At 32.6% G+C, this 19,125-nt stretch carries 19 protein-coding genes; 7 read left to right on the top strand and 12 right to left on the bottom strand.

The genetic code is table 11. The annotated features are described in order from the left end of the window. Positions 1 to 13 precede the first annotated feature (13 nt). On the bottom strand, positions 14 to 1,246 hold the full coding sequence (locus FOF46_RS07180) for a hypothetical protein (protein WP_143915978.1): 1,233 nt from the start codon (positions 1,244 to 1,246) through the stop codon (positions 14 to 16). Between the two features lie 277 nt (positions 1,247 to 1,523). Here FOF46_RS07180 and FOF46_RS07185 point away from each other — a divergent pair, with 277 nt between their 5' ends. Further along, a complete protein-coding gene (locus FOF46_RS07185; protein WP_109435744.1) occupies positions 1,524 to 1,862 on the top strand; it encodes a PadR family transcriptional regulator in 339 nt (112 codons plus the stop codon). Beyond that, complete coding sequence (locus tag FOF46_RS07190; RefSeq protein WP_143915979.1) at positions 1,859 to 2,467, top strand: hypothetical protein; 609 nt, start codon at positions 1,859 to 1,861, stop codon at positions 2,465 to 2,467. Before FOF46_RS07185 ends, FOF46_RS07190 begins: the two co-directional genes overlap by 4 nt. Before the next feature lie 31 nt (positions 2,468 to 2,498). On the opposite strand, the gene bshB1 is transcribed toward FOF46_RS07190, so the two are convergent. The 7 genes from bshB1 to FOF46_RS07225 form a co-directional block, all read right to left on the bottom strand. Next, on the bottom strand, positions 2,499 to 3,215 hold the full coding sequence (gene bshB1, locus FOF46_RS07195; RefSeq protein WP_143915980.1) for a bacillithiol biosynthesis deacetylase BshB1: 717 nt from the start codon (positions 3,213 to 3,215) through the stop codon (positions 2,499 to 2,501). Between the two features lie 97 nt (positions 3,216 to 3,312). Continuing rightward, a complete protein-coding gene (locus tag FOF46_RS07200) occupies positions 3,313 to 4,194 on the bottom strand; it encodes a helix-turn-helix domain-containing protein (protein ID WP_143915981.1) in 882 nt (293 codons plus the stop codon). 115 nt (positions 4,195 to 4,309) lie between these two features. Further along, positions 4,310 to 5,359 (bottom strand): flavin monoamine oxidase family protein, encoded by a 1,050-nt coding sequence (locus tag FOF46_RS07205; RefSeq protein ID WP_143915982.1) that lies wholly within the window; start codon positions 5,357 to 5,359, stop codon positions 4,310 to 4,312. Next, on the bottom strand, positions 5,359 to 5,655 hold the full coding sequence (locus tag FOF46_RS07210; RefSeq protein ID WP_244299583.1) for a carboxymuconolactone decarboxylase family protein: 297 nt from the start codon (positions 5,653 to 5,655) through the stop codon (positions 5,359 to 5,361). Before FOF46_RS07210 ends, FOF46_RS07205 begins: the two co-directional genes overlap by 1 nt. A gap of 133 nt (positions 5,656 to 5,788) precedes the next feature. Next, a complete protein-coding gene (locus FOF46_RS07215) occupies positions 5,789 to 6,538 on the bottom strand; it encodes an SDR family NAD(P)-dependent oxidoreductase (protein WP_109435750.1) in 750 nt (249 codons plus the stop codon). A 289-nt stretch (positions 6,539 to 6,827) separates the two neighbouring features. Further along, positions 6,828 to 8,048, bottom strand: coding sequence for a 2-oxoglutarate dehydrogenase complex dihydrolipoyllysine-residue succinyltransferase (gene odhB / locus FOF46_RS07220; RefSeq protein ID WP_143915984.1), 1,221 nt, complete (start codon positions 8,046 to 8,048; stop codon positions 6,828 to 6,830). 70 nt (positions 8,049 to 8,118) lie between these two features. Further along, positions 8,119 to 10,890, bottom strand: coding sequence for a 2-oxoglutarate dehydrogenase E1 component (locus FOF46_RS07225; protein WP_143915985.1), 2,772 nt, complete (start codon positions 10,888 to 10,890; stop codon positions 8,119 to 8,121). Between the two features lie 114 nt (positions 10,891 to 11,004). On the opposite strand from FOF46_RS07225, the gene FOF46_RS07230 reads away from it, so the two are divergent. Next, positions 11,005 to 11,544 (top strand): alpha-ketoglutarate decarboxylase, encoded by a 540-nt coding sequence (locus FOF46_RS07230; protein ID WP_235010938.1) that lies wholly within the window; start codon positions 11,005 to 11,007, stop codon positions 11,542 to 11,544. A 56-nt stretch (positions 11,545 to 11,600) separates the two neighbouring features. Here the strand turns inward: FOF46_RS07230 and FOF46_RS07235 are convergent, their stop codons facing one another. Continuing rightward, on the bottom strand, positions 11,601 to 12,881 hold the full coding sequence (locus tag FOF46_RS07235; protein WP_143915986.1) for a hypothetical protein: 1,281 nt from the start codon (positions 12,879 to 12,881) through the stop codon (positions 11,601 to 11,603). 523 nt (positions 12,882 to 13,404) lie between these two features. On the opposite strand from FOF46_RS07235, the gene FOF46_RS07240 reads away from it, so the two are divergent. Next, positions 13,405 to 13,803, top strand: coding sequence for a hypothetical protein (locus FOF46_RS07240; RefSeq protein ID WP_109435754.1), 399 nt, complete (start codon positions 13,405 to 13,407; stop codon positions 13,801 to 13,803). A gap of 18 nt (positions 13,804 to 13,821) precedes the next feature. On the opposite strand, the gene FOF46_RS07245 is transcribed toward FOF46_RS07240, so the two are convergent. Genes FOF46_RS07245 through FOF46_RS07255 form a run of 3 tightly spaced genes read right to left on the bottom strand, consistent with a single transcriptional unit; the run spans position 13,822 to position 15,783 of the window. After that, the gene (locus FOF46_RS07245) at positions 13,822 to 14,448 is read right to left on the bottom strand and encodes a hypothetical protein (RefSeq protein WP_143915987.1); all 627 of its coding nucleotides are present in this window, start codon (positions 14,446 to 14,448) and stop codon (positions 13,822 to 13,824) included. A 14-nt stretch (positions 14,449 to 14,462) separates the two neighbouring features. Further along, positions 14,463 to 14,816 carry a hypothetical protein gene (locus FOF46_RS07250; protein WP_109435756.1) on the bottom strand — a complete coding sequence of 118 codons (354 nt, stop codon included), beginning with the start codon at positions 14,814 to 14,816 and terminating at the stop codon, positions 14,463 to 14,465. Next, entirely contained in the window at positions 14,809 to 15,783 is a 975-nt protein-coding gene (locus tag FOF46_RS07255) for a polyprenyl synthetase family protein (RefSeq protein WP_143915988.1), read from the bottom strand. Before FOF46_RS07255 ends, FOF46_RS07250 begins: the two co-directional genes overlap by 8 nt. A gap of 195 nt (positions 15,784 to 15,978) precedes the next feature. Between FOF46_RS07255 and FOF46_RS07260 the strand changes: the two genes are divergently transcribed. Genes FOF46_RS07260 through FOF46_RS07270 form a run of 3 tightly spaced genes read left to right on the top strand, consistent with a single transcriptional unit; the run spans position 15,979 to position 19,119 of the window. Then, entirely contained in the window at positions 15,979 to 16,578 is a 600-nt protein-coding gene (locus tag FOF46_RS07260; protein ID WP_109435758.1) for a TetR/AcrR family transcriptional regulator, read from the top strand. 2 nt (positions 16,579 to 16,580) lie between these two features. Then, entirely contained in the window at positions 16,581 to 17,945 is a 1,365-nt protein-coding gene (locus tag FOF46_RS07265; RefSeq protein ID WP_109435759.1) for a TolC family protein, read from the top strand. 7 nt (positions 17,946 to 17,952) lie between these two features. Continuing rightward, positions 17,953 to 19,119: an efflux RND transporter periplasmic adaptor subunit gene (locus tag FOF46_RS07270; protein ID WP_109435760.1), complete on the top strand. Its 1,167-nt coding sequence runs from the start codon at positions 17,953 to 17,955 to the stop codon at positions 19,117 to 19,119. Positions 19,120 to 19,125: the final 6 nt, after the last annotated feature.

Consider the following 19,125-nt stretch of genomic DNA (forward strand, 5'->3'; position numbering starts at 1 on the left):
AAATAAGTTCAGGTTAATATATTGGTTTTTCATAGTCTCCCGAATTCATACTAAAATGAATTTTACCGTAATCCACTATTTTTTCCGTTTTATTTTCTTCGTAATATGTATTTCGTAAATCCTCCATCGACTCATTATTCATTTGCTCTAGTTTTATGAGTTCACCATTTTCTTTAATATATGTTTGATTATTCATATAAGTAGCCTCCAGGTTTGAACAACGAATTACATACCCCATTCTTGTAGGAATTTTATCAATATTTAACACAGAAGGTCTTATCTCATGAGTATATAGCCTATTTGTCGAAAGGGGTATTAAAAATGCAGAATTTGGATATAGAATTACGCTAAACTCTTTTTCTAAAGAGTCATCATTAACCGAAGGTTTTAGCTTGAAATGAAGTCTTGTTAATCCACTTGCCTTTTTATAGCACCAATCAAATTTGTCAGTTTTTGAAGGCATCAATTTTTCGAAATTGTCTTTATCATAAAATGTACAAAAGACTATAAGCCCTTCTTTTGGCATATCCTTAGTTTTATCAGAATGTGCTTTGATTTTTGCTTTTACTTCTTTTGAATTATGTCCACTTTTCTTTTTGTTTTCATAAATCTGTGCCAATACATGATTCAATTTAGTTTCTTTTTCAAAATCAAATTTTATAGCATCATTTAATGAGTCTACAATATGGTGGTCGGTTTCACGAAAATTCTCTGTTGGTCCTGTTAAGTTACTAGAACATCTCAAAAGATGGAAATGTAATTTTTCTTTTTCGCCTTCGGCCTCCTCTTTGGTAATTTTGGTCAAATATATTCCTTTTCTTAACGCTAATGATTGCTTATTTGACTCGGTTAAATGTTGGAATTTATGTTCCGATTTAATTTTAGTGAAATAGTCATCATTATTGAAAAAATTTCTATAAAAAACTCCAGCATTATGAACATTTATTGGGACTTCACCAAGTTTTACTATTTGAAAATTTTCTTTATTTATGTTTTCATAATTATATGAGAGTTCTTCAATTATAAAATAAGTATTCTGTTCATTTTCAATTTGCTTAATATCTCCAATTGCATACACTCTAATTTTGTTTAGGGTATTTGGAATTTCTGAGATACTTTTCTGAACTACACCACAGAAATTATTTATTAGATATATCAAATCATCAGAATTATCATTTTCATTAGACAAGTCTATTAGAATGTTTTTATTCTTAGATATACTATTCTCAATATTTAATTTACTCATAATCTGTTCGAATATTCGTTGTTTTCTTTAAGAGTACTTTTTCTGTTTTACTGTAGTCATTCAACATTATCACCAAGGTAACTATATATCTCAAATATAAAGAATATAGTTACTTTTTTTGGGTAACTCTCTTTATTTACTATAGTCATTAACCCACAATAGCTTTTAAAATATACTTATGTTCATCTTCATCCTAAGTTAAAAAGTTTCCTGCATGCAATTTTAAAAATTTATACATAGAATTATGATGTATTGTTATTTTATGTATATTTGAACTATGTATTCAAAAGAACTGCTTAAAGGAACACTTTCTGTAATCATTTTAAATTTATTAGCAGAAAATGACAGAATGTATGGCTATGAAATTTTTAAGAAAGTCAAAGAACTATCTGATGAAAAGATCTTACTTAAAGATGGGTCTCTATATCCTGCTCTACAAAAAATGACTAAAGATGGATTGCTATCTTTTGAAGAAGTATACATTGGAAAAAGAGTGAGGAAGTATTATTTCTTAACTCCAAAAGGAAAAAAAGAAAAAATAATACATGTCCAGGAACTTATTGATTTTATAGCCACTTTAAACAAAGTCATTTTCAATCCATTAAAAACAATATGAAATTAACCTCTGAACAAGAAGATAATATACGTGATTATGTAGATAAGCAGGGATTAAAAATACAATCCTTACACGATGATATTATAGATCACTTATGTTGCGTCATAGAAAGTCAACTTGGAAAAGGAAAACAATTCGATCATTTATTAGAAGAAGCCATAAGAGAATTAGCTCCTAATGGCTTAACTGATATTGAACATAAAACATTTTTTTTACTAAACTCTAAACGAATATTACTTATGAAAAAATTAATGTATTTAATCGGTTTTATTGGCTCAGTAACATTAACAATAGGTGTTACCTTTAAACTACTCTGGTATCCAGGCGCCAATGTACTTCTAATGACTGGTTTTTTAGCGCTTTTACTTATCTTCATGCCTCTTTATGCTTTTGACCGTTATAAAGTTGCAATTTCTAAAGCAATTTCTGAACGAATGAAAATTATATTAGGTCTAACTGCTGCAATAATTACAGGACTATCTGTTTTGTTTAAAATAATGCATTTACAAGGGACAGAAATATTATTACTCATCGGGGCTTTTGTTTTTGCCATTGGTTATCTGCCATTTTTCTTTTTTACAATGTATAAGAAATCTATTGCTTAAAAGTTACTTGTTTTGAGTAATCATATAAAGACTAAATCAAATCAAAAACAGAATCTACAGCTACATATCGTTCTGTAGTAAAAGCCTCAGCATATTGCACTCCCGCAATCCGGCCTAAATCATAGGCTTTATACTTTATGCTTTCTCTATACATTTTAGTAGAGATAGGAATTTCTGGCTCAGTACTAGACGGATCATAAAATTGTGAACGATACGCAAGAATACTTTCCATTTTCACATCCATATAATCACTTATATCTACTATAAAATCAGGCTTTATATCATACCACTGGATATAATGGTATACATGCTTGGGTCTCCATGCTTCCTGTTTTTCTTCATTGACTAAGGTCTCTATTCTCCTTAATCCAGATAAAAAACAAGAATCACTCACCAATTTACTTCCTTTTCCGTGGTCTACATGGCGATCATGCACAGCATTACACAGAACAATTTCTGGTTTGTATTTTCTTATGATCTTAATAACCTCAATTTGATGTTTCTCGTCATTAACAAAAAAACCATCTCTAAATGCAAGGTTTTCGCGTACTGAAAGATTTAGAATTTCTCCAGCTGCTTTAGCTTCTGTATCTCTTATTTCTGCAGTACCTCTAGTACCTAATTCTCCTCTTGTAAGGTCAAGAACACCTACTTTTTTACCTTTAGCAATTTCTTTGGCAATAGTTCCCGAACATGCCAATTCTATATCATCAGGATGTGCACCAATTGCCAACATATCTAATTTCATGTATTTGATTTTAAAACTTTATGTATACTCTTTGTCATAAGTAAGAGAAGAAAATTACATTTTAATAAACCACTAAAATGTAGTACTCAGATAATAATTAATGAGTGACCTCATTTCTATATCCTCCTGGAGAATTCCCCACGTGTCTTTTAAAAAATTTTACGAAATAAGATGCATCTTCAAAACCAACTTTAAAAGCAATTTCTCCTATTTGTAAGGCTGTAAACCTAAGTAATCTCTTAGCTTCGAGAATAATTCGTTCTGATATTAATTGGGATGCTGATTTACCTACTACATTTTTAGTAATTGTTGTTAGGGTTTTTGATGATACATTGAGCAGTTCTGCATACTCGCTAACCGATAATCCCTTCTCATAATTCTCTTCTATGAGTTCTTTATATTTAGCAAACTGAAGTTCATAATGATTATTAAATTGAAGACTTGTATCTCCTTCAATTCGATGAATACGTTCCAAGTTTATAAGTAGTGATTTTAATGAAAACCGAACAATATCTTCATAACCAAACATATCTCTTTGTGAAAGCTCTTTTCTAATTAAATCCATATAGGAAGAAGCTGTTATTGCAGTTTCTTTATCAATTACATAACAAGGGTTTTCTTGAGAATTAAATATATTATACTTTAAAAAAACATCTACGTCGTTATGCATAAAAAAGCTTTCATTAAAATGAATGAGCCACCCTTTTACATCTAGATTATGATCAAATGCATGAATATGATCTTTGGGTATAAACAGAATTGTATTTTTTTTAATCACATAGGTTTTAAAATCTACAACATGCTCTCCCCCGTCTTCAAAAAACCAAATAATCTGATAATAACTATGAGAATGAGCAACAGCAGCTTTTTCTCCGCTTTTTTGACGATACTCATTTAGATCATACACCTCAAACTGAAGTTTTTCTGGATGCGCTTTATGAAGATGGTACTTTTCTATCTTAATATTTGAATCTTTCACTTGATTATCTATAAACGGTTTCTATCAAAAATACAATTACTATTTTATAGAAATAAGACACCTCTATACCTAAACTAAAAAAAACAACAATTAAAATGCTTATTTTGTTTTTACTTTAGAAACTACTTATTATTTTTTTTGCTGCAGAAATACCACTATATATAGCTCCATCCATATACCCTCCATAAACAGGAGAGGTTTCTGCTCCCGAAAAAAGTACTTTTCCATTCATATAAAAATGTTTAAAATTTGAATCTCCGTATCTGGGACTCATATAAATAGATTTGATGCTATCACAAGATGTATTCCTATCTAGTGACCAATCTTTTTCTTGATATGTAATATATTCGAGAACCTCTTTTCCCAAGTATTTTTGTAAATGGTCTAGAATTCTTGTCTTTCGTTCTTCCTTAGACACATCACGCAATCCTTCATTTACAAACCCCATTAATGAATATTTCTTTTCATTTGCATCACTATGGTCATATAATTCTGTAACTGCTCCTACTTGACCTATGAGTGTCCCCGAAAAGTTTTTATGTCTCCAAAATGGAGTCTTAAATGTCATTCCAACTTTTATTGCATTACTCATCCAGGTATGTGTATTTTTCATTGTTTTTACAAGCAGTTCTGGAAGTTCGGGAGAGAATAATATCCGTGTCGCGATACGAGGTGGTATCGTGACAATTACTTTCTCTGCTTTAAACACCCCATTATCCGTAACTACCTTAACTCCATCGTCATCTTCTTTAATTTCAGAAATAGTTGTTGATGTTCTTATTTTATTTTTATTCACCATTGCGAGTGATGCAATCACTGCATTGGATCCTCCTTCAATTCTAAAAGCAGATGGAGAGTTGGGGTCATTCTCAAAATAATGTGCTGGTGCCATTGTATTATAGACCAACACACTTTTTCCTTTACTATATTGATGAAATTTACCTACCTGTATATCATTAAGTAAATCAATTACGTTTTGATGATGATTCTGAAACCAGGTAGCTCCAAAATCAACCCCATTTTCTGTTAAGATACGACCGCCAATACGGTTTCTTGATTCTAAGATAAGGAAATCGGTCTCCCCCAGCTTATCTAACATATAAGCCGAGGTAAGACCTGAAAGACCTGCACCAACTATAATATATTTAGCGGTGTTATTTGCCATTATTTATCCATTAAATGAGTCCCATGTACTACTGCCGCACCAGCTCGTAAAGCTGCAGCTACAAAAGTAACTTCTGCCAATTCTTCTTGTGTGGCTCCTGCAGCAATAGCATGATCTTTATGTATCTCAAGGCAATATGGGCATTGTGTTGTTAACGCTACCGCTACCGCCATAAGTTCTTTATATTTTTTTGGTATAACACCATCTGCAAGAGCAGCTTGATCTAATGCCTGAAAAGCCTTCATAGCAGATCCTGCATTTTTTCCTAAAGCACCTAATTGCTTTAGATTATTCATATCATACATACGTCTATAATTTAAAGTTAATAAAAATAGAAGCTACCTTGAAAATAAGGTTCTACAACAAACTCCCAATCGATTGAAGTCTAACAATATTTACACAAAGGACAGCTTCAGAATATTGCACTATTTAGTTTCTTCCTGACATTACACCCCCATCAGTATCCCAGATAGCACCGGTTACCCATCCCGCTTTATCAGAAAGTAAATATGAAATCGCATCTGCAACATCTTGTGCTTTTCCGTTTCTACCTATCGGATGAAATCCATGAAAGTTCTGTAGTGCATCATGTGCTTCTTGTTTTCCTCCAAAAACACCTTCATAAACTGGAGTCTCCACAACTGCAGGAGAAACCGCATTTACTCTAATCTTGTGATCTGCTAATTCCATAGCAAGGTGTTGTGTTAATGAATGCAACCCAGCTTTTTGCATAGAATATGCAGAAGAAGGCGTAGCTTTTACAGCTTGCTTAGCCCACATTGATCCTACATTTACAATAGAACCACCTTCTGTTTTACTCATTTTCTTAGCAGCTGTTTGGGTAATAAAAAAGAATCCTCTATTAAGATCTTGATATGAATCATAGTCTGCTACAGTGTGATCTAAAAATGGTTTTGGACCAAAAATACCAGAAGCATTTACTAGATAGTCCAGATTATCAAATCCTTCTATTTTCTGATTTAATGCAGCTACTTCTGAGCTGTTTGTAATATCCACTTTGTGAGTATGCAGATTACCTGAAACCTCTTTTTTGAATGCTTCAAGTTTACTGTCATTAGTACCTACAACATGTACCTCAACACCTTCTGTTAGTAAATTTTGCGCAGTTGCTCTTCCGATTCCACTGCTTCCACCTATAATTAATGCTCTTTTACTCATAATCTATTTTTCTAAATTGTTTAAATTATTAATAACAAGGCAAAGATATTTTGATCCTGTAAGGATATATAGTGTAAAAAAGAGAATGAATGGTAATTTTAGGAAACCGGTACTTATCCTAATTTAATAACAACGTTGTTTTTAATTTTTTCTAGATTTTAAAAACTATCGAGAATATTTTCAAAAAAAAAGATTTTATAGCACTTCTCATATGAAATTCTCTATAATCAAAAAGCCCCAAAGATTCTGAAACCTTTGGGACTTTTTTGTATTACTATATAAATTGTGACTACATCTCTAATGCCTTAGCCACATTATTATCCATTAATAATTCTTCTGGATTTTCTAACGCTTCTTTTACGGCTACCAGAAATCCTACAGATTCTTTTCCATCAATAATTCTATGATCATAAGATAACGCAACATACATAATTGGTGCAACTACAATCTGACCATCTCTTACTATCGGACGCTCAACAATATTATGCATTCCTAAAATAGCACTTTGCGGAGGGTTGATAATCGGAGTGGATAACATACTTCCAAATACACCTCCATTAGTAATTGTAAAAGTTCCTCCTGTCATTTCATCTACAGTAATCTGACCATCACGAGCTCGTATTGCTAATCTCTTTACTTCTGACTCTACTCCTCTGAAGCTTAAATTTTCTGCATTACGTATTACTGGCACCATTAATCCTTTAGGGCCAGAAACTGCTATACTAATATCTTGAAAATTATAAGAAATCATTTCTTTACCATCAATCATAGAGTTCACAGCAGGGAACAATTTCAATGCGCGTACACAAGCAAGAGTAAAGAAAGACATAAACCCTAAACTTACTCCATGTTTACTTTTAAAATCTTCTTTGTATTGACTGCGAAGATTAAAGATAGGCTGCATATCCACTTCATTAAATGTGGTTAGCATTGCAGTCTCATTTTTAACAGAAACCAAACGCTCTGCCACCTTACGACGAAGCATTGACAATTTCTTACGCTCTTCTCCTCTACTTCCTAGTCCGGGAGTTCCCAAAGAAGGTTTAGCATCTATTGCATCTGCTTTGGTGATACGGCCATCACGACCTGTACCTTTTACCTCTGCTGCATCAATACCTTTCTCTGCCAACACTTTTTTAGCTGCAGGAGAAGCAGTTCCTGTTGCATATGTTTCTGTCTTAACAGGTGCTGCTGCAGGAGCAGGAGTATCTTTCTTCTCTTCTGTTTTTGGAGTTTCTGCAACTGGAGCCGTTGCACCACCTTCAGGTTTAGGTGCATCTGTATCAATAAGACACACGACCTGACCCACAGCTACTGCATCACCTTCTTCAGCCTTAAGTGTAATAATTCCACTCGCTTCTGCTGGTAATTCTAGTGTTGCTTTGTCGCTGTCTACCTCGGCAATTGCCTGATCTTTTTCTACATAATCACCAGTTTCAACAAGCCATTGAGCTATTTCTACTTCTGTAATAGATTCTCCCGGTGATGGGACTTTCATTTCTAAAGCCATAATTCTGAATTTATCCTTTATATAATTTCCCTTGGAAAGGTTTTAATCTATAATTATTATTAAACTTCAATTATCTCTGATTATTCTTTGTCTTATCAAAAACATAATCGATTACTTCCTGGTGTCTTCGTTTAGATCTGGTTGCAGATCCTGCTGCTGGTGCCCCATACGCTCTTCTGCTTGCAAATCTAAATGTTTTTGCGCTGTCGTAGTTCATTATCATATGACTTAATGCACCCATATTACGTGGTTCTTCTTGCGCCCATACCACCTCATCGGCTTTATATTTCTTTATCAGTTTATCCATTTCGGCAGCTGGTATAGGAAAGAGTTGTTCTACTCTTACTAAAGCAACATCTTTTCTATCTTGCTTTTCTTTTTCTTCTAATAAATCATAATAGAATTTCCCAGTACAAAAGACCAATGATTTTACATGTGTAGCCTTAGCATCTGCATCATCAATAACCGTTTGAAAACTTCCAGTTGCAAATTCTTCTACAGATGAAACCGCTTTAGGGTGACGTAACAAGCTCTTTGGAGTAAACACAACTAATGGTTTACGATATTTTGCTTTCATTTGTCTACGAAGCAAATGAAACATATTAGCTGGTGTAGTCACATCAGCAACAAACATATTGTCTTTAGCACAAAGTTGTAGGTATCGTTCCATTCTGGCAGATGAATGTTCTGCTCCCTGTCCTTCATAACCATGAGGCAATAACATTACAAGTCCATTTTGCAATTTCCACTTATCCTCTGCCGAAGAGATATATTGATCAATCATGATTTGTGCACCATTACTGAAATCTCCAAATTGTGCTTCCCAAATCATAAGTGTATCAGGACTAGCCATGGCATAACCATAATCAAATCCTAATACTCCATATTCTGAGAGTAGGGAGTTATAAATATAAAAATCTCCCTGATCTCCTTTTAGATTATTTAATAGCAGTACTTCTTCTTCACTATCCTCTACTTTGATAACAGCATGTCTATGTGAAAAAGTTCCTCTTTCTACATCTTGCCCGCTCATTCTTACATCATAACCTTCTTTGAGTAAAGAACCATAGGCTAGTAATTCACCCATCGCCCAATCTAATTTATTATTTTCAAAGAACATTTTATGTCTTTGATCAATTAATCGCTCGATTTTTCGAAGGAATTTTTTATCAGAAGGAAGTTTTGTTATTATCTCTGCTATTTCTGTCAATTTATCTTTAGGGTACGCAGTATCAACCGTGACCATCATTTCATCTTCCTGTACTCTTTCAAAACCAGCCCATTCATCTTGCATAAATGGTGTTATCACCGTTTTTTCCTGTTTACGAGAATCTTCTAATTCCTCTTCCAGCGATGCTTTATATTCTTTTTCGAGCTTAGATACATAATCTGCATCAATGATTCCTTCTGTAATTAATTTTTCTGCATAAATATCTCTTGGATTCTTATGCTTTGCTATTGCTTTATACAATTTTGGTTGTGTAAAACGTGGTTCATCTCCTTCATTATGTCCATACTTACGATATCCAAGTAAATCGATGAATACATCGCGCTTAAAGTTCATTCTAAAATCTAATGCGAAATTTGTAGCATGAACCACTGCCTCTGCATCATCTGCATTCACATGTAATACTGGAGACAATGTTACTTTACCAACATCGGTACAATATGTCGAGGATCTCGCATCAAGATAATTTGTTGTAAATCCTATTTGATTGTTTACCACAATGTGAATAGTACCTCCTGTTTTATAACCATCTAACTTAGCCATCTGTACAATCTCGTACACCAATCCTTGTCCGGCTACGGCAGCATCTCCATGTACAATTATCGGAAGTACTTCTGATGTATTTTCTTGATAATGTCGATCTTGTTTTGCTCTGGTAATTCCTTCAACTACAGCACCTACGGTTTCCAAATGTGATGGATTTGGAGCTATATTCATATTTATATCCTTACCCGAATCGGTTTTACGCTTTGATGTCCATCCTAAGTGATATTTTACATCTCCATCGAAAACAGCTTCTTCATAATCCTTACCATCAAATTCGCTAAAAATATCTTTAGGGCTCTTGCCAAAAATATTGGTAAGTGTACTCAAACGACCACGGTGAGCCATTCCCATTACAAATTCTTTTACTCCAAGATTTGCAGCTTTTTCTACAAGAGCATCCAAAGCAGGAATAAGAGATTCACCTCCTTCAAGAGAGAATCGTTTTTGGCCAACATATTTGGTATGTAAAAAACTCTCGAAAGAGACCGCTTGATTTAGTTTTTTAAGAATATGTTTTTTCTGATCAACAGAAAACTTAGTTCTATTAGAATTAAAATTAATCCTTGCCTGAATCCACTCTCGTTCTTCTGGGTTACGAATATACATATACTCAATACCCACAGAGTCACAATATATTTCTTCTAAATGAACAATTATATTACTCAGTGTATTAGGACCTATCCCAATAATTTCTCCTGCATTAAAAACAGTATTAAGATCAGCCTGACTAAGGCCAAAATTTTCTAAAGCTAATGAAGGTGTATATTTTCTTCTATCTCTTACCGGATTTGTTTTGGTAAACAAATGGCCACGAGTTCTATATGCGTCTATTAATCTTACAACCTGAAATTCCTTCTGTACATTCTCGGGAACGGTAACAGTTTCTTCAGATGTCTTCTCAACATATATGGTCTCTCCTGATCCATCAGTATTTTCTACTCCAAAATCAAAACCTTGAAAAAATGCTCTCCAACTAGGTTCTACACTATCGGGGCTTTGCAGATACTGATCGTATAAATCTGCAAAAAATGCGGTATTAGCCGCATTTAAAAATGAATATTTATCCATATGTAAGTATTCAACTGTCTTTTAAATAATAAAACGCCACAAAAATACAACAATTACGGTATATTAAGTATTGAATTATTTATATTTATCTTACAATTTTTTATAAAATTAACAATGAAAGTAAACAGTTATCAAAATATTAGAATTCTTACGTTAGTGCTTTTTATTTTTTTTTCCTTACAAAAAGGTACTGCTCAATATGACGATTTTTGGTCTAATGTACGATTCGGAGGTAATTTGGGGATTGGGTTTTCTAATAATACTTTTAATGCAGTGATTGCACCTGCGGCTGTTTATGAATTTAATGAATGGTTTAGTGCTGGAGTAGGATTAAATTTTGGATACAGTAGTTTTGAAAATGATCGTTTTAATGAAGAAGGAAACAGCACTAACTATGGAGGCAGTGTAATTACTTTACTTAGTCCTTTTCCTGAATTGCAGCTTTCTGCTGAATTTGAAGAAATGGGAGTACATCGACGGATTGAGTTTCAGGACCAAACAATCACTGATGACTATTGGTATCCTGCACTATTTGTTGGTGCTGGGTACAGAATGGATTTTGTAAGTATTGGAATTAGATATGATGTTTTATACGATGATGATAAAAGTATTTATGGAAGTGCTTATGCCCCTTTTGTAAGGGTATTTTTTTAAGAAACAAAGGCTGATCTAAATAACCAGCCTTTTTATCTATAATTTTTATATGTTATCTAAAATTCTTCTGTGATTATTGTTAATCTTGATGTCGCAGAAGTACCATTTGCAAAAATTGCCTGTATACTTACCGAATCATATGGGTTAACATCACTATACAGATATAAATCTATAGCATTAACATCCTTAGGCAATTGTGCATACAGCGTTTCATTTACATATACAGCATAGTTAAAATCTTTACCATCAGGAGCACTAGGTGGATTCCATTCTAATCTAGCAATACCTTGATTAGCTGAAGCTTGATATGCATAAAATGAAATACTATTATCCTCTACTGGCTGTCCCGACAATCTAAAATCTGAATGTTTAGCCAAACGAGTACTATAAAGTTGATTACCTGCAATGGCTTCTACTATCACATGAATATCAAGAGATATTGGTGTTATATCATTAACTTGTATCGAAGTTTCTGTCGTAAAAAACTGCTTAGAACCAACAACAATTCGATACTCTAATTCTGATGTATTTGTTACAACAGGAGCTGTCCAAGATATGGATAAGCCATTAGTAGAAATATTATTTAGTGTCATATCAAAATTAGATATTGTAATGGCCTTAGGGGTTCTAAATGAAACATACCTAATTCGTAGTGAACCATCATCTGATTTTGCTATAATCTTTACTGCATAAAATGTATCTTGTTCTAATCTTCTAAATACATAAAGCGCCCGAGGATCATTTAAGTTTTCTTCTATTTTCTCACCTTGTAAAAAAATGTCATATCTAAAACCTGCAAAAGCAGTTCTGTCCCATCTTGCTGTTGCATATCGATCAGTAAGACTTGAAAACTCTATTTCAAAATTACTTGACTGTTGTACAGCATATCTAACTTCCATATAGGGTAACCAAGCCTTAGTATCTGTATTTTGAATATAAGCTAAAGCCAGATTATTAATACTCCAAGTAGGTAATGCAATGAGTTGATTGTTAGAAACATTTGTAATATAAGTATAATTTATACCCTCTAATGATATTGGAAATGTCCCAATCACACTACCTTGATTAGGATTTTCTAACACCGAGTTTCCTTGTTTTTCAAAATACGCTCCTTCGACGGTTCCCCAGGTAGCAATATTGTCTCCTAATGCCTTATTAGAGCTGAAAGATGAAGATTCAAAAGATTTTTCTTTTAATTCCTCTAAAGAAATCGGCAGAGGCGCCTCTGCTAACTGATTAAGCGGTTCAATTTCAGGATCATCACTCTCACAAGAAGAGAAAAATAATACTGCTATAAAAGCGCAGATTAATACATTGATTTTTTTTGTTGTTATCATGATATTTAAAATGATTTGTTAATAAAGAATATTGTCATAACAAACCTAAATCATCAAGAATATATAGGAATCACTTTTTGTAGGTAAAATAAAATCCCTGTTTATGGGGTATAGGTTTTAGCTTAATATTTCAAAACAGAGAATAAAATTTAAATTACACACAACAAGAAACCCTTACAGAGGTGTTCATGCTCTGTTTACAAGAGTGTTTTTTAATACTAATACTAAATTTCTTCTATATATTTTATTTTTTATATTTTTGAATCTTATTAAAAACCTCTACGCTCATAATATTGCTTTATGTAATTCTTATGTATCAAAGACGGTAGGGTTTTTCATTATATATTCGTTAGATATATACAAAGTATATACATGGTCCTTGGGATGGACTTATGCCCTAATAAATATATACTTTTCTTCCCCTAGTGTTTACTATACAGTTATGTAACTGTATAGTATTAAAAGCACCTAAGAAATGCTTTTAAGTGTATGAACTCAATACCTAAAACACAAACTATAGAAAATGAAAAACTTTACACTATTATCTTTTTTAACGACCCTTGCTTGTCTAATTTTTATCTCTTCCTGTTCTGGACCTAAAGAAGTTTTATCTGCAGACCCCAGTGCCACAAGCAAATATTATAAAATAAAGAAAAAAGAGAGTCCAGCTATAATCGTTGACAATAAGTCAAATCCTGATGAAATAGCGATACAAGTAAACCATATTATCGAAAAATATACTGGTAATCCAATCAATAATTTTGCTCTATCTAAAATTATGAAAACCGAGAACGGATACCATTGGAGATTTTTAAATGTAAAAACTGGAAAAAGCTATATTGGTTCTGCAAATAACAAATTTAAATCTGTTATTATTTACGAGAAACCTAAAGAAAAAAAACAAATTATTACTAATTTATAATACTCTGTTTTAATACCATTACCACATATGAAAAATACAAGCTCGTTTTCTGTTAGAATAATTCTGTAATCTTGTTTCAGCTTTTCTGAGCAATCTATATTTATAACGTATATCCTCTACATCTTCAATACAATTACCTTTTTCAAAAGCTAAGGCTTCAAAATACTCTTGATTCCATTCACTCATTTTTTCTCCATGCCTTCTTTCATAACATACCGTAACAAGATCCTTTTTAAAAAACATTCTGTTTTCGATAACTTCTACAACTTTTTCTATCGTAGTTGACGATGACCCTTGCGAACTTTTTAGATAAAGAGAGTTTAAATGTATAATTTCAGAAATTGAAGTCTTTAATCTTAATGTATCTTTTTCTATAAAATAATTTTCCAAAAACACATCATTACCAAACCCTTGCTTATAAATATGTTGTATCAGTCTTAATTCTTTTTCCTGAAAGTAAAATTCAATTCTTCCTGAAAAACTTTCAGAACACTCATAATATTTAGTCCTATTTTTAATCAACGTATCTTTCTTAGCTAATCTACTCAGAAACTCTTCATATGAATTATTTACTTTATCAAAAGTATCCTGACCATAACCAAAAGTCAAAAAGAACAAAAATAGAATACTAGCATATCGTTTCATAAGCCTTATGGATTTTATAACATATTTCGGTAACACACCTTTTGCCATTCTCGTTTTAGTATTAGATATGCAGCATATTCTGCAATGGCATTACTATCTTCTAGATTGGTATTTCTGATCTTTGCTTCAGAGACATCAACTGCGTATAAGAGATTTATATAATCATTAAATGTATTTTGTAATTTCTCGCTAAGCAAATCTCTTATTTCATGAAACACCTTTAATGGTTCGGTATTTTTAATACTATAATCTATACCTGCTCGATTAATATCTTTCTGTATTTGAACCAAAAATTGCGGATACAACTTAGAATTAACCACTTCATCCAATAATTGCTTTGCAGATGTTAAATTATTCTTTTTAGACACTTCTATTCATTAATGATGAGCCAAATAACTTAAGTATTGATTTTTTATCATTTGTAATCGACAAACCATCTAAAACATCAAAAGCTTCTTTAGTATATTTCTCAATTTCTAATCGCGTTTTATCTTTTGCTCCAGTAGTTTCAAAAAGATGTTTTACTGTACTTATTTTCTCTGAAGGATCATCTGGGTTAAGAGAAAATAATCCTTTTAATTGTTTTTGTTCATCTTTACTAGCAAATTCCAAGGCTTTTAGATATAAAATAGTCTTTTTATTTTCAATAATATCCCCTCCCACTTGTTTACCAAAAGTTTCAGGATCACCAAATGCATCTAAATAATCATCCTGAAGTTGAAATGCAAGCCCTAGTAATCTGCCAAAATCATAAATCGATGATTTATTATCCTTACTTACTCCGGCAACTATAGCTCCCATTTGCATTGCAGCTCCTACCAAAACAGCAGTTTTATATTCGATCATTTTGATATATTCGGGAATGGTTACATCATCCCTAGTTTCAAAATCAATATCATATTGCTGACCTTCGCATACTTCTATTGCAGTTTTAGTAAATAATTTAGCTAATTCCTTAAAAGTATCTCCTTCATAATTCTCAAACAATTGATAAGCATTAATCAACATAGCATCTCCAGAAAGAATTCCTGTATTTATATCCCATTTTTCATGAACAGTCTCTTTACCCCGTCTAAGAGGGGCATCATCCATAATATCGTCATGGATTAATGAAAAGTTATGAAAAACTTCTATGGCCAATGCCGCATCCAAAGCATCCTTATATGTTCCTCCAAAAATTTCGGAAGCCATTAACACCAAAGTCGGTCGTAATCGCTTCCCTCCTAAATTAAGAATATAAGAAATGGGGTCATAAAGATTCTTGGGTTCTTTAGTAATTGTTTTCTTAGATAGGTATTCTAAAAAGTACCCTTGATAATCAGAAATTGTATGCACAGTGATTTTTTTGTGCTAAAGTAATTCAAACTTTTTAAAAAAGTAAAACCAATCACCTCTCTGATTTAAAACATTTTGTTAACACAACATGACCAAACCCCATTTCAATGTTAAAAAATTGTGAAACTTAGGAAACTATTATTGTTTTTTTAGTTTCCATGTGTATTTTTGACCTCAAAACAAGCTCAACCTCTTATGAAAGAGAAAATAATAGAAAAAGCCAATGACCTGTTTTTGAACCTAGGTTTTAAAAGTGTAACGATGGATGATCTAGCCTCAGAAATGGGAATTTCCAAAAAGACTATATACACCCATTTTCAGAACAAGACTAAACTTGTAGAGGCTACAACTCATCATTTGTTCTGTACTATATCTAATGGTATTGATGATATTTTAAACGAAAATTTTGATCCTATAGAAGAATTATATGCCATAAAGGCCTTTGTAATGCATCATCTTAAAAATGAAAAAGCAGCACCATTATATCAGTTAGAAAAATATTACCCTAAAATACATAAAGGATTAAAAGCAAAACAATTTGAAGTTTTTAAAGAATGTGTAGTGGATAACCTCAAAAGAGGAATCGAAACAGGTGTTTTTAGAAAAAACATAGATATCGAATTTATATCTCGAATATATTTTATCGGTACCAATGGAATAAAAGACAAGGTAATGTTTCCCGATCAACTATTTCCGGTAGCTCAACTTATGGACAACTATCTGGAGTATCATATTCTTGGCATTACCACAGAAAAAGGACGTACAATTTTAAACAATCTTATTAAAGAACAATAAACATGAGAAACAACCTTTGGTTAATTTGTTTAGGTTGGCTATTCAGTGTCACAATACAGGCACAGCAACCACCAGTCAATTCTACATATTCATTCACATTGGATGAAGCTATCGAATTTGCACTTGAGAATAGCTACCAATCTATAAACGCCAGACGAGATGTTGCAAAAGCATTGAAAAGAAAATGGGAAGCTACCGCTAGTGGACTTCCTCAAATTGAAGGTGTTATAGATTATCAAAATCAATTAAAACAACCCGTTACTTTAATTCCTGGCGAAGTAGCTGGTGGAACTCCCGGTACTTTCGTTCCTGTAGTTTTTGGAACCAAACAACAGGCATCTGCAACTGCAACATTAAGACAACTTATTTTTGATGGCTCTTATCTTGTAGGCATTGAAGCTGCAAAAAGTTTTCTTCAATACAGCGATGATATTGAAGAAAAAACACAACTCGAAGTCCGCAAAGGAGTCATAAACGCTTATGGCAGTGTACTTGTTGCTCAGGAAAGTGTACAAATTCTTAAAAATAATGTAGAAGCTCTTGAAAAAAATTATCAGGAAACCAAAAAGATTTTTGAAAATGGGCTTGCAGAAGAAGAAGATGTAGAGCAACTTCAAATTACTTTGTTACAAATTAAAAATCAATTAAGTAATACAGAACGTCTAGAAAAAATTGCACTGCAAATGTTTAACCTTACCTTAGGAGTAGATGTGAATTCAAACACTGTTCTTTCTGAAGACTTAGATAGTTTGGCAATGAAAAACATGGATCAATCTGTAATCACTAAACCTTTTATTTTAGAAAATAATATAGATTACAGGTTAGCCTACCTTCTTACCGAACAAACACGATTAGAATTAAAATTAGAAAAGAGTAAAGCCCTGCCTAAGTTATCAGCATTTGTAAACTATGGTACTTCAGCATTTGATGATGATTTTGTTTTCTTTGACAGCCAGACGAGATGGTTTCAATCTTCAATATTAGGTGCAAGCTTGACCATTCCAATTTTTAGCTCATTAGGTAGAAGTTCTCGAACTCAACAAGCCAAAATAGCAGATGAACAATCAAAAACTGATTTTTTAAGAACTCAACAAGAAATTAAACTTAAATATGATACTGCTGTAAGTGATTTTAAATTTTCGATAGAAAGTTATGATACTGCAAAACAAAATTTAACCCTTGCAGAACGAATCGAGAAAAAGAATCAAATTAAGTACTCAGAAGGTCTAGCCACCAGTTTCGAATTAAGACAAGCACAATTACAATTGTATTCTTCACAGAATGATGCTTTAAATGCCATGCTTGATATTATTAACAAAAAGGCTGAATTAGAAACGATTTTAAATACACCAAATACTAATAATTAACCATATTATGAAAAAGATACTTACCATACTATCCATTTCTCTTCTTATCATTTCATGTGGACAAAATAGTGCCAAGTCAATCGATAAAGTCATAGAAGGAGGTGATTTGGCCGCAATTAGAGCTAAAAGAACAGAAGTTGTAGCAGAACAACAAGCCGTTGCTGATAAATTAAAGCAACTGGATGAAGCTATCTCTGCTTTGGATTCTGTAAAAAAACTTCCGTTGGTTACTACAATTATGGCAAAGGACACTTTGTTTAACCACTATCTAGAATTACAGGGAAATGTAGAAACTAAAAAAAATATTGTACTCTATCCTGAGATGAGTGGTATCCTTACACGAGTTTATGTTAAAAAAGGACAAAAAGTATCCAGAGGACAGATATTAGCCAGAATTGATGATGGTGGATTAAGTCAACAATTATCGCAAATAGAAGTACAAACACAATTGGCAAAAACTACTTTTGATCGTCAAAAAAGACTTTGGGATCAGAAAATTGGCTCAGAAATACAATATTTGGAAGCTAAGACTAATTATGAGGCACAGCAAAATGCTGTAAATCAAATCAAACGTCAATTGGCAAAAACAACAGTTAACGCTCCTTTTTCTGGAGTTATTGATGACGTTATCACTGAACAAGGAAGTGTTGCTGTTCCAGGACAAACAGCATTAATTCGTATCGTCAACCTTGATGATATGTATATCGAAACCGAAGTTCCTGAACGTTATATCCCCAATATTACTAAAGGTAAAAATGTAGAAGTATATTTCCCGGTTCTAGGAAAAACGATTACTACAAAAATCCGTCAGGTGGGTAATTATATTAACCCAAACAACCGTTCTTTTATGGTAGAAGTGGGTATTCCTTCAAACGGAGGAACTGTTAAACCTAACCTTACAGCCAAAGTAAAAATCAATGATTATACAAATGAAAAAGCCATATTGATACCACAAAGTATTATTTCTGAAAATGCAGAAGGAGATCAATATACGTATGTTACTTCTGGAAAAGATGCACAAAACATAGCACAAGCCAGAAGAGTAATCATAAAGACCGGAAAAACACAAGGAGACCTAATAGAAATTATAGAAGGTATTAATAATGGAGACGCTATTATTAGTGAAGGTGCCAGAAGTGTTAAAGACGGTCAAAAAGTTAAAATTTTAAACTAACATACC

Origin of the sequence: Aquimarina algiphila (assembly GCF_007489275.1) — a bacterium.
Taxonomy (GTDB): domain Bacteria; phylum Bacteroidota; class Bacteroidia; order Flavobacteriales; family Flavobacteriaceae; genus Aquimarina; species Aquimarina algiphila.

Coding starts and splice junctions, on each gene's coding strand:
- FOF46_RS07230 (WP_235010938.1), top strand. CDS start 11,005: ATGAAAGTAAACAGTTATCAAAATATTAGAATTCTTACGTTAGTGCTT.
- FOF46_RS07185 (WP_109435744.1), top strand. CDS start 1,524: ATGTATTCAAAAGAACTGCTTAAAGGAACACTTTCTGTAATCATTTTA.
- FOF46_RS07235 (WP_143915986.1), bottom strand. CDS start 12,881: ATGATAACAACAAAAAAAATCAATGTATTAATCTGCGCTTTTATAGCA.
- bshB1 (WP_143915980.1), bottom strand. CDS start 3,215: ATGAAATTAGATATGTTGGCAATTGGTGCACATCCTGATGATATAGAA.
- FOF46_RS07265 (WP_109435759.1), top strand. CDS start 16,581: ATGAGAAACAACCTTTGGTTAATTTGTTTAGGTTGGCTATTCAGTGTC.
- FOF46_RS07240 (WP_109435754.1), top strand. CDS start 13,405: ATGAAAAACTTTACACTATTATCTTTTTTAACGACCCTTGCTTGTCTA.
- FOF46_RS07270 (WP_109435760.1), top strand. CDS start 17,953: ATGAAAAAGATACTTACCATACTATCCATTTCTCTTCTTATCATTTCA.
- FOF46_RS07225 (WP_143915985.1), bottom strand. CDS start 10,890: ATGGATAAATATTCATTTTTAAATGCGGCTAATACCGCATTTTTTGCA.
- FOF46_RS07190 (WP_143915979.1), top strand. CDS start 1,859: ATGAAATTAACCTCTGAACAAGAAGATAATATACGTGATTATGTAGAT.
- FOF46_RS07215 (WP_109435750.1), bottom strand. CDS start 6,538: ATGAGTAAAAGAGCATTAATTATAGGTGGAAGCAGTGGAATCGGAAGA.
- odhB (WP_143915984.1), bottom strand. CDS start 8,048: ATGGCTTTAGAAATGAAAGTCCCATCACCGGGAGAATCTATTACAGAA.
- FOF46_RS07210 (WP_244299583.1), bottom strand. CDS start 5,655: ATGAATAATCTAAAGCAATTAGGTGCTTTAGGAAAAAATGCAGGATCT.
- FOF46_RS07245 (WP_143915987.1), bottom strand. CDS start 14,448: ATGAAACGATATGCTAGTATTCTATTTTTGTTCTTTTTGACTTTTGGT.
- FOF46_RS07205 (WP_143915982.1), bottom strand. CDS start 5,359: ATGGCAAATAACACCGCTAAATATATTATAGTTGGTGCAGGTCTTTCA.
- FOF46_RS07180 (WP_143915978.1), bottom strand. CDS start 1,246: ATGAGTAAATTAAATATTGAGAATAGTATATCTAAGAATAAAAACATT.
- FOF46_RS07260 (WP_109435758.1), top strand. CDS start 15,979: ATGAAAGAGAAAATAATAGAAAAAGCCAATGACCTGTTTTTGAACCTA.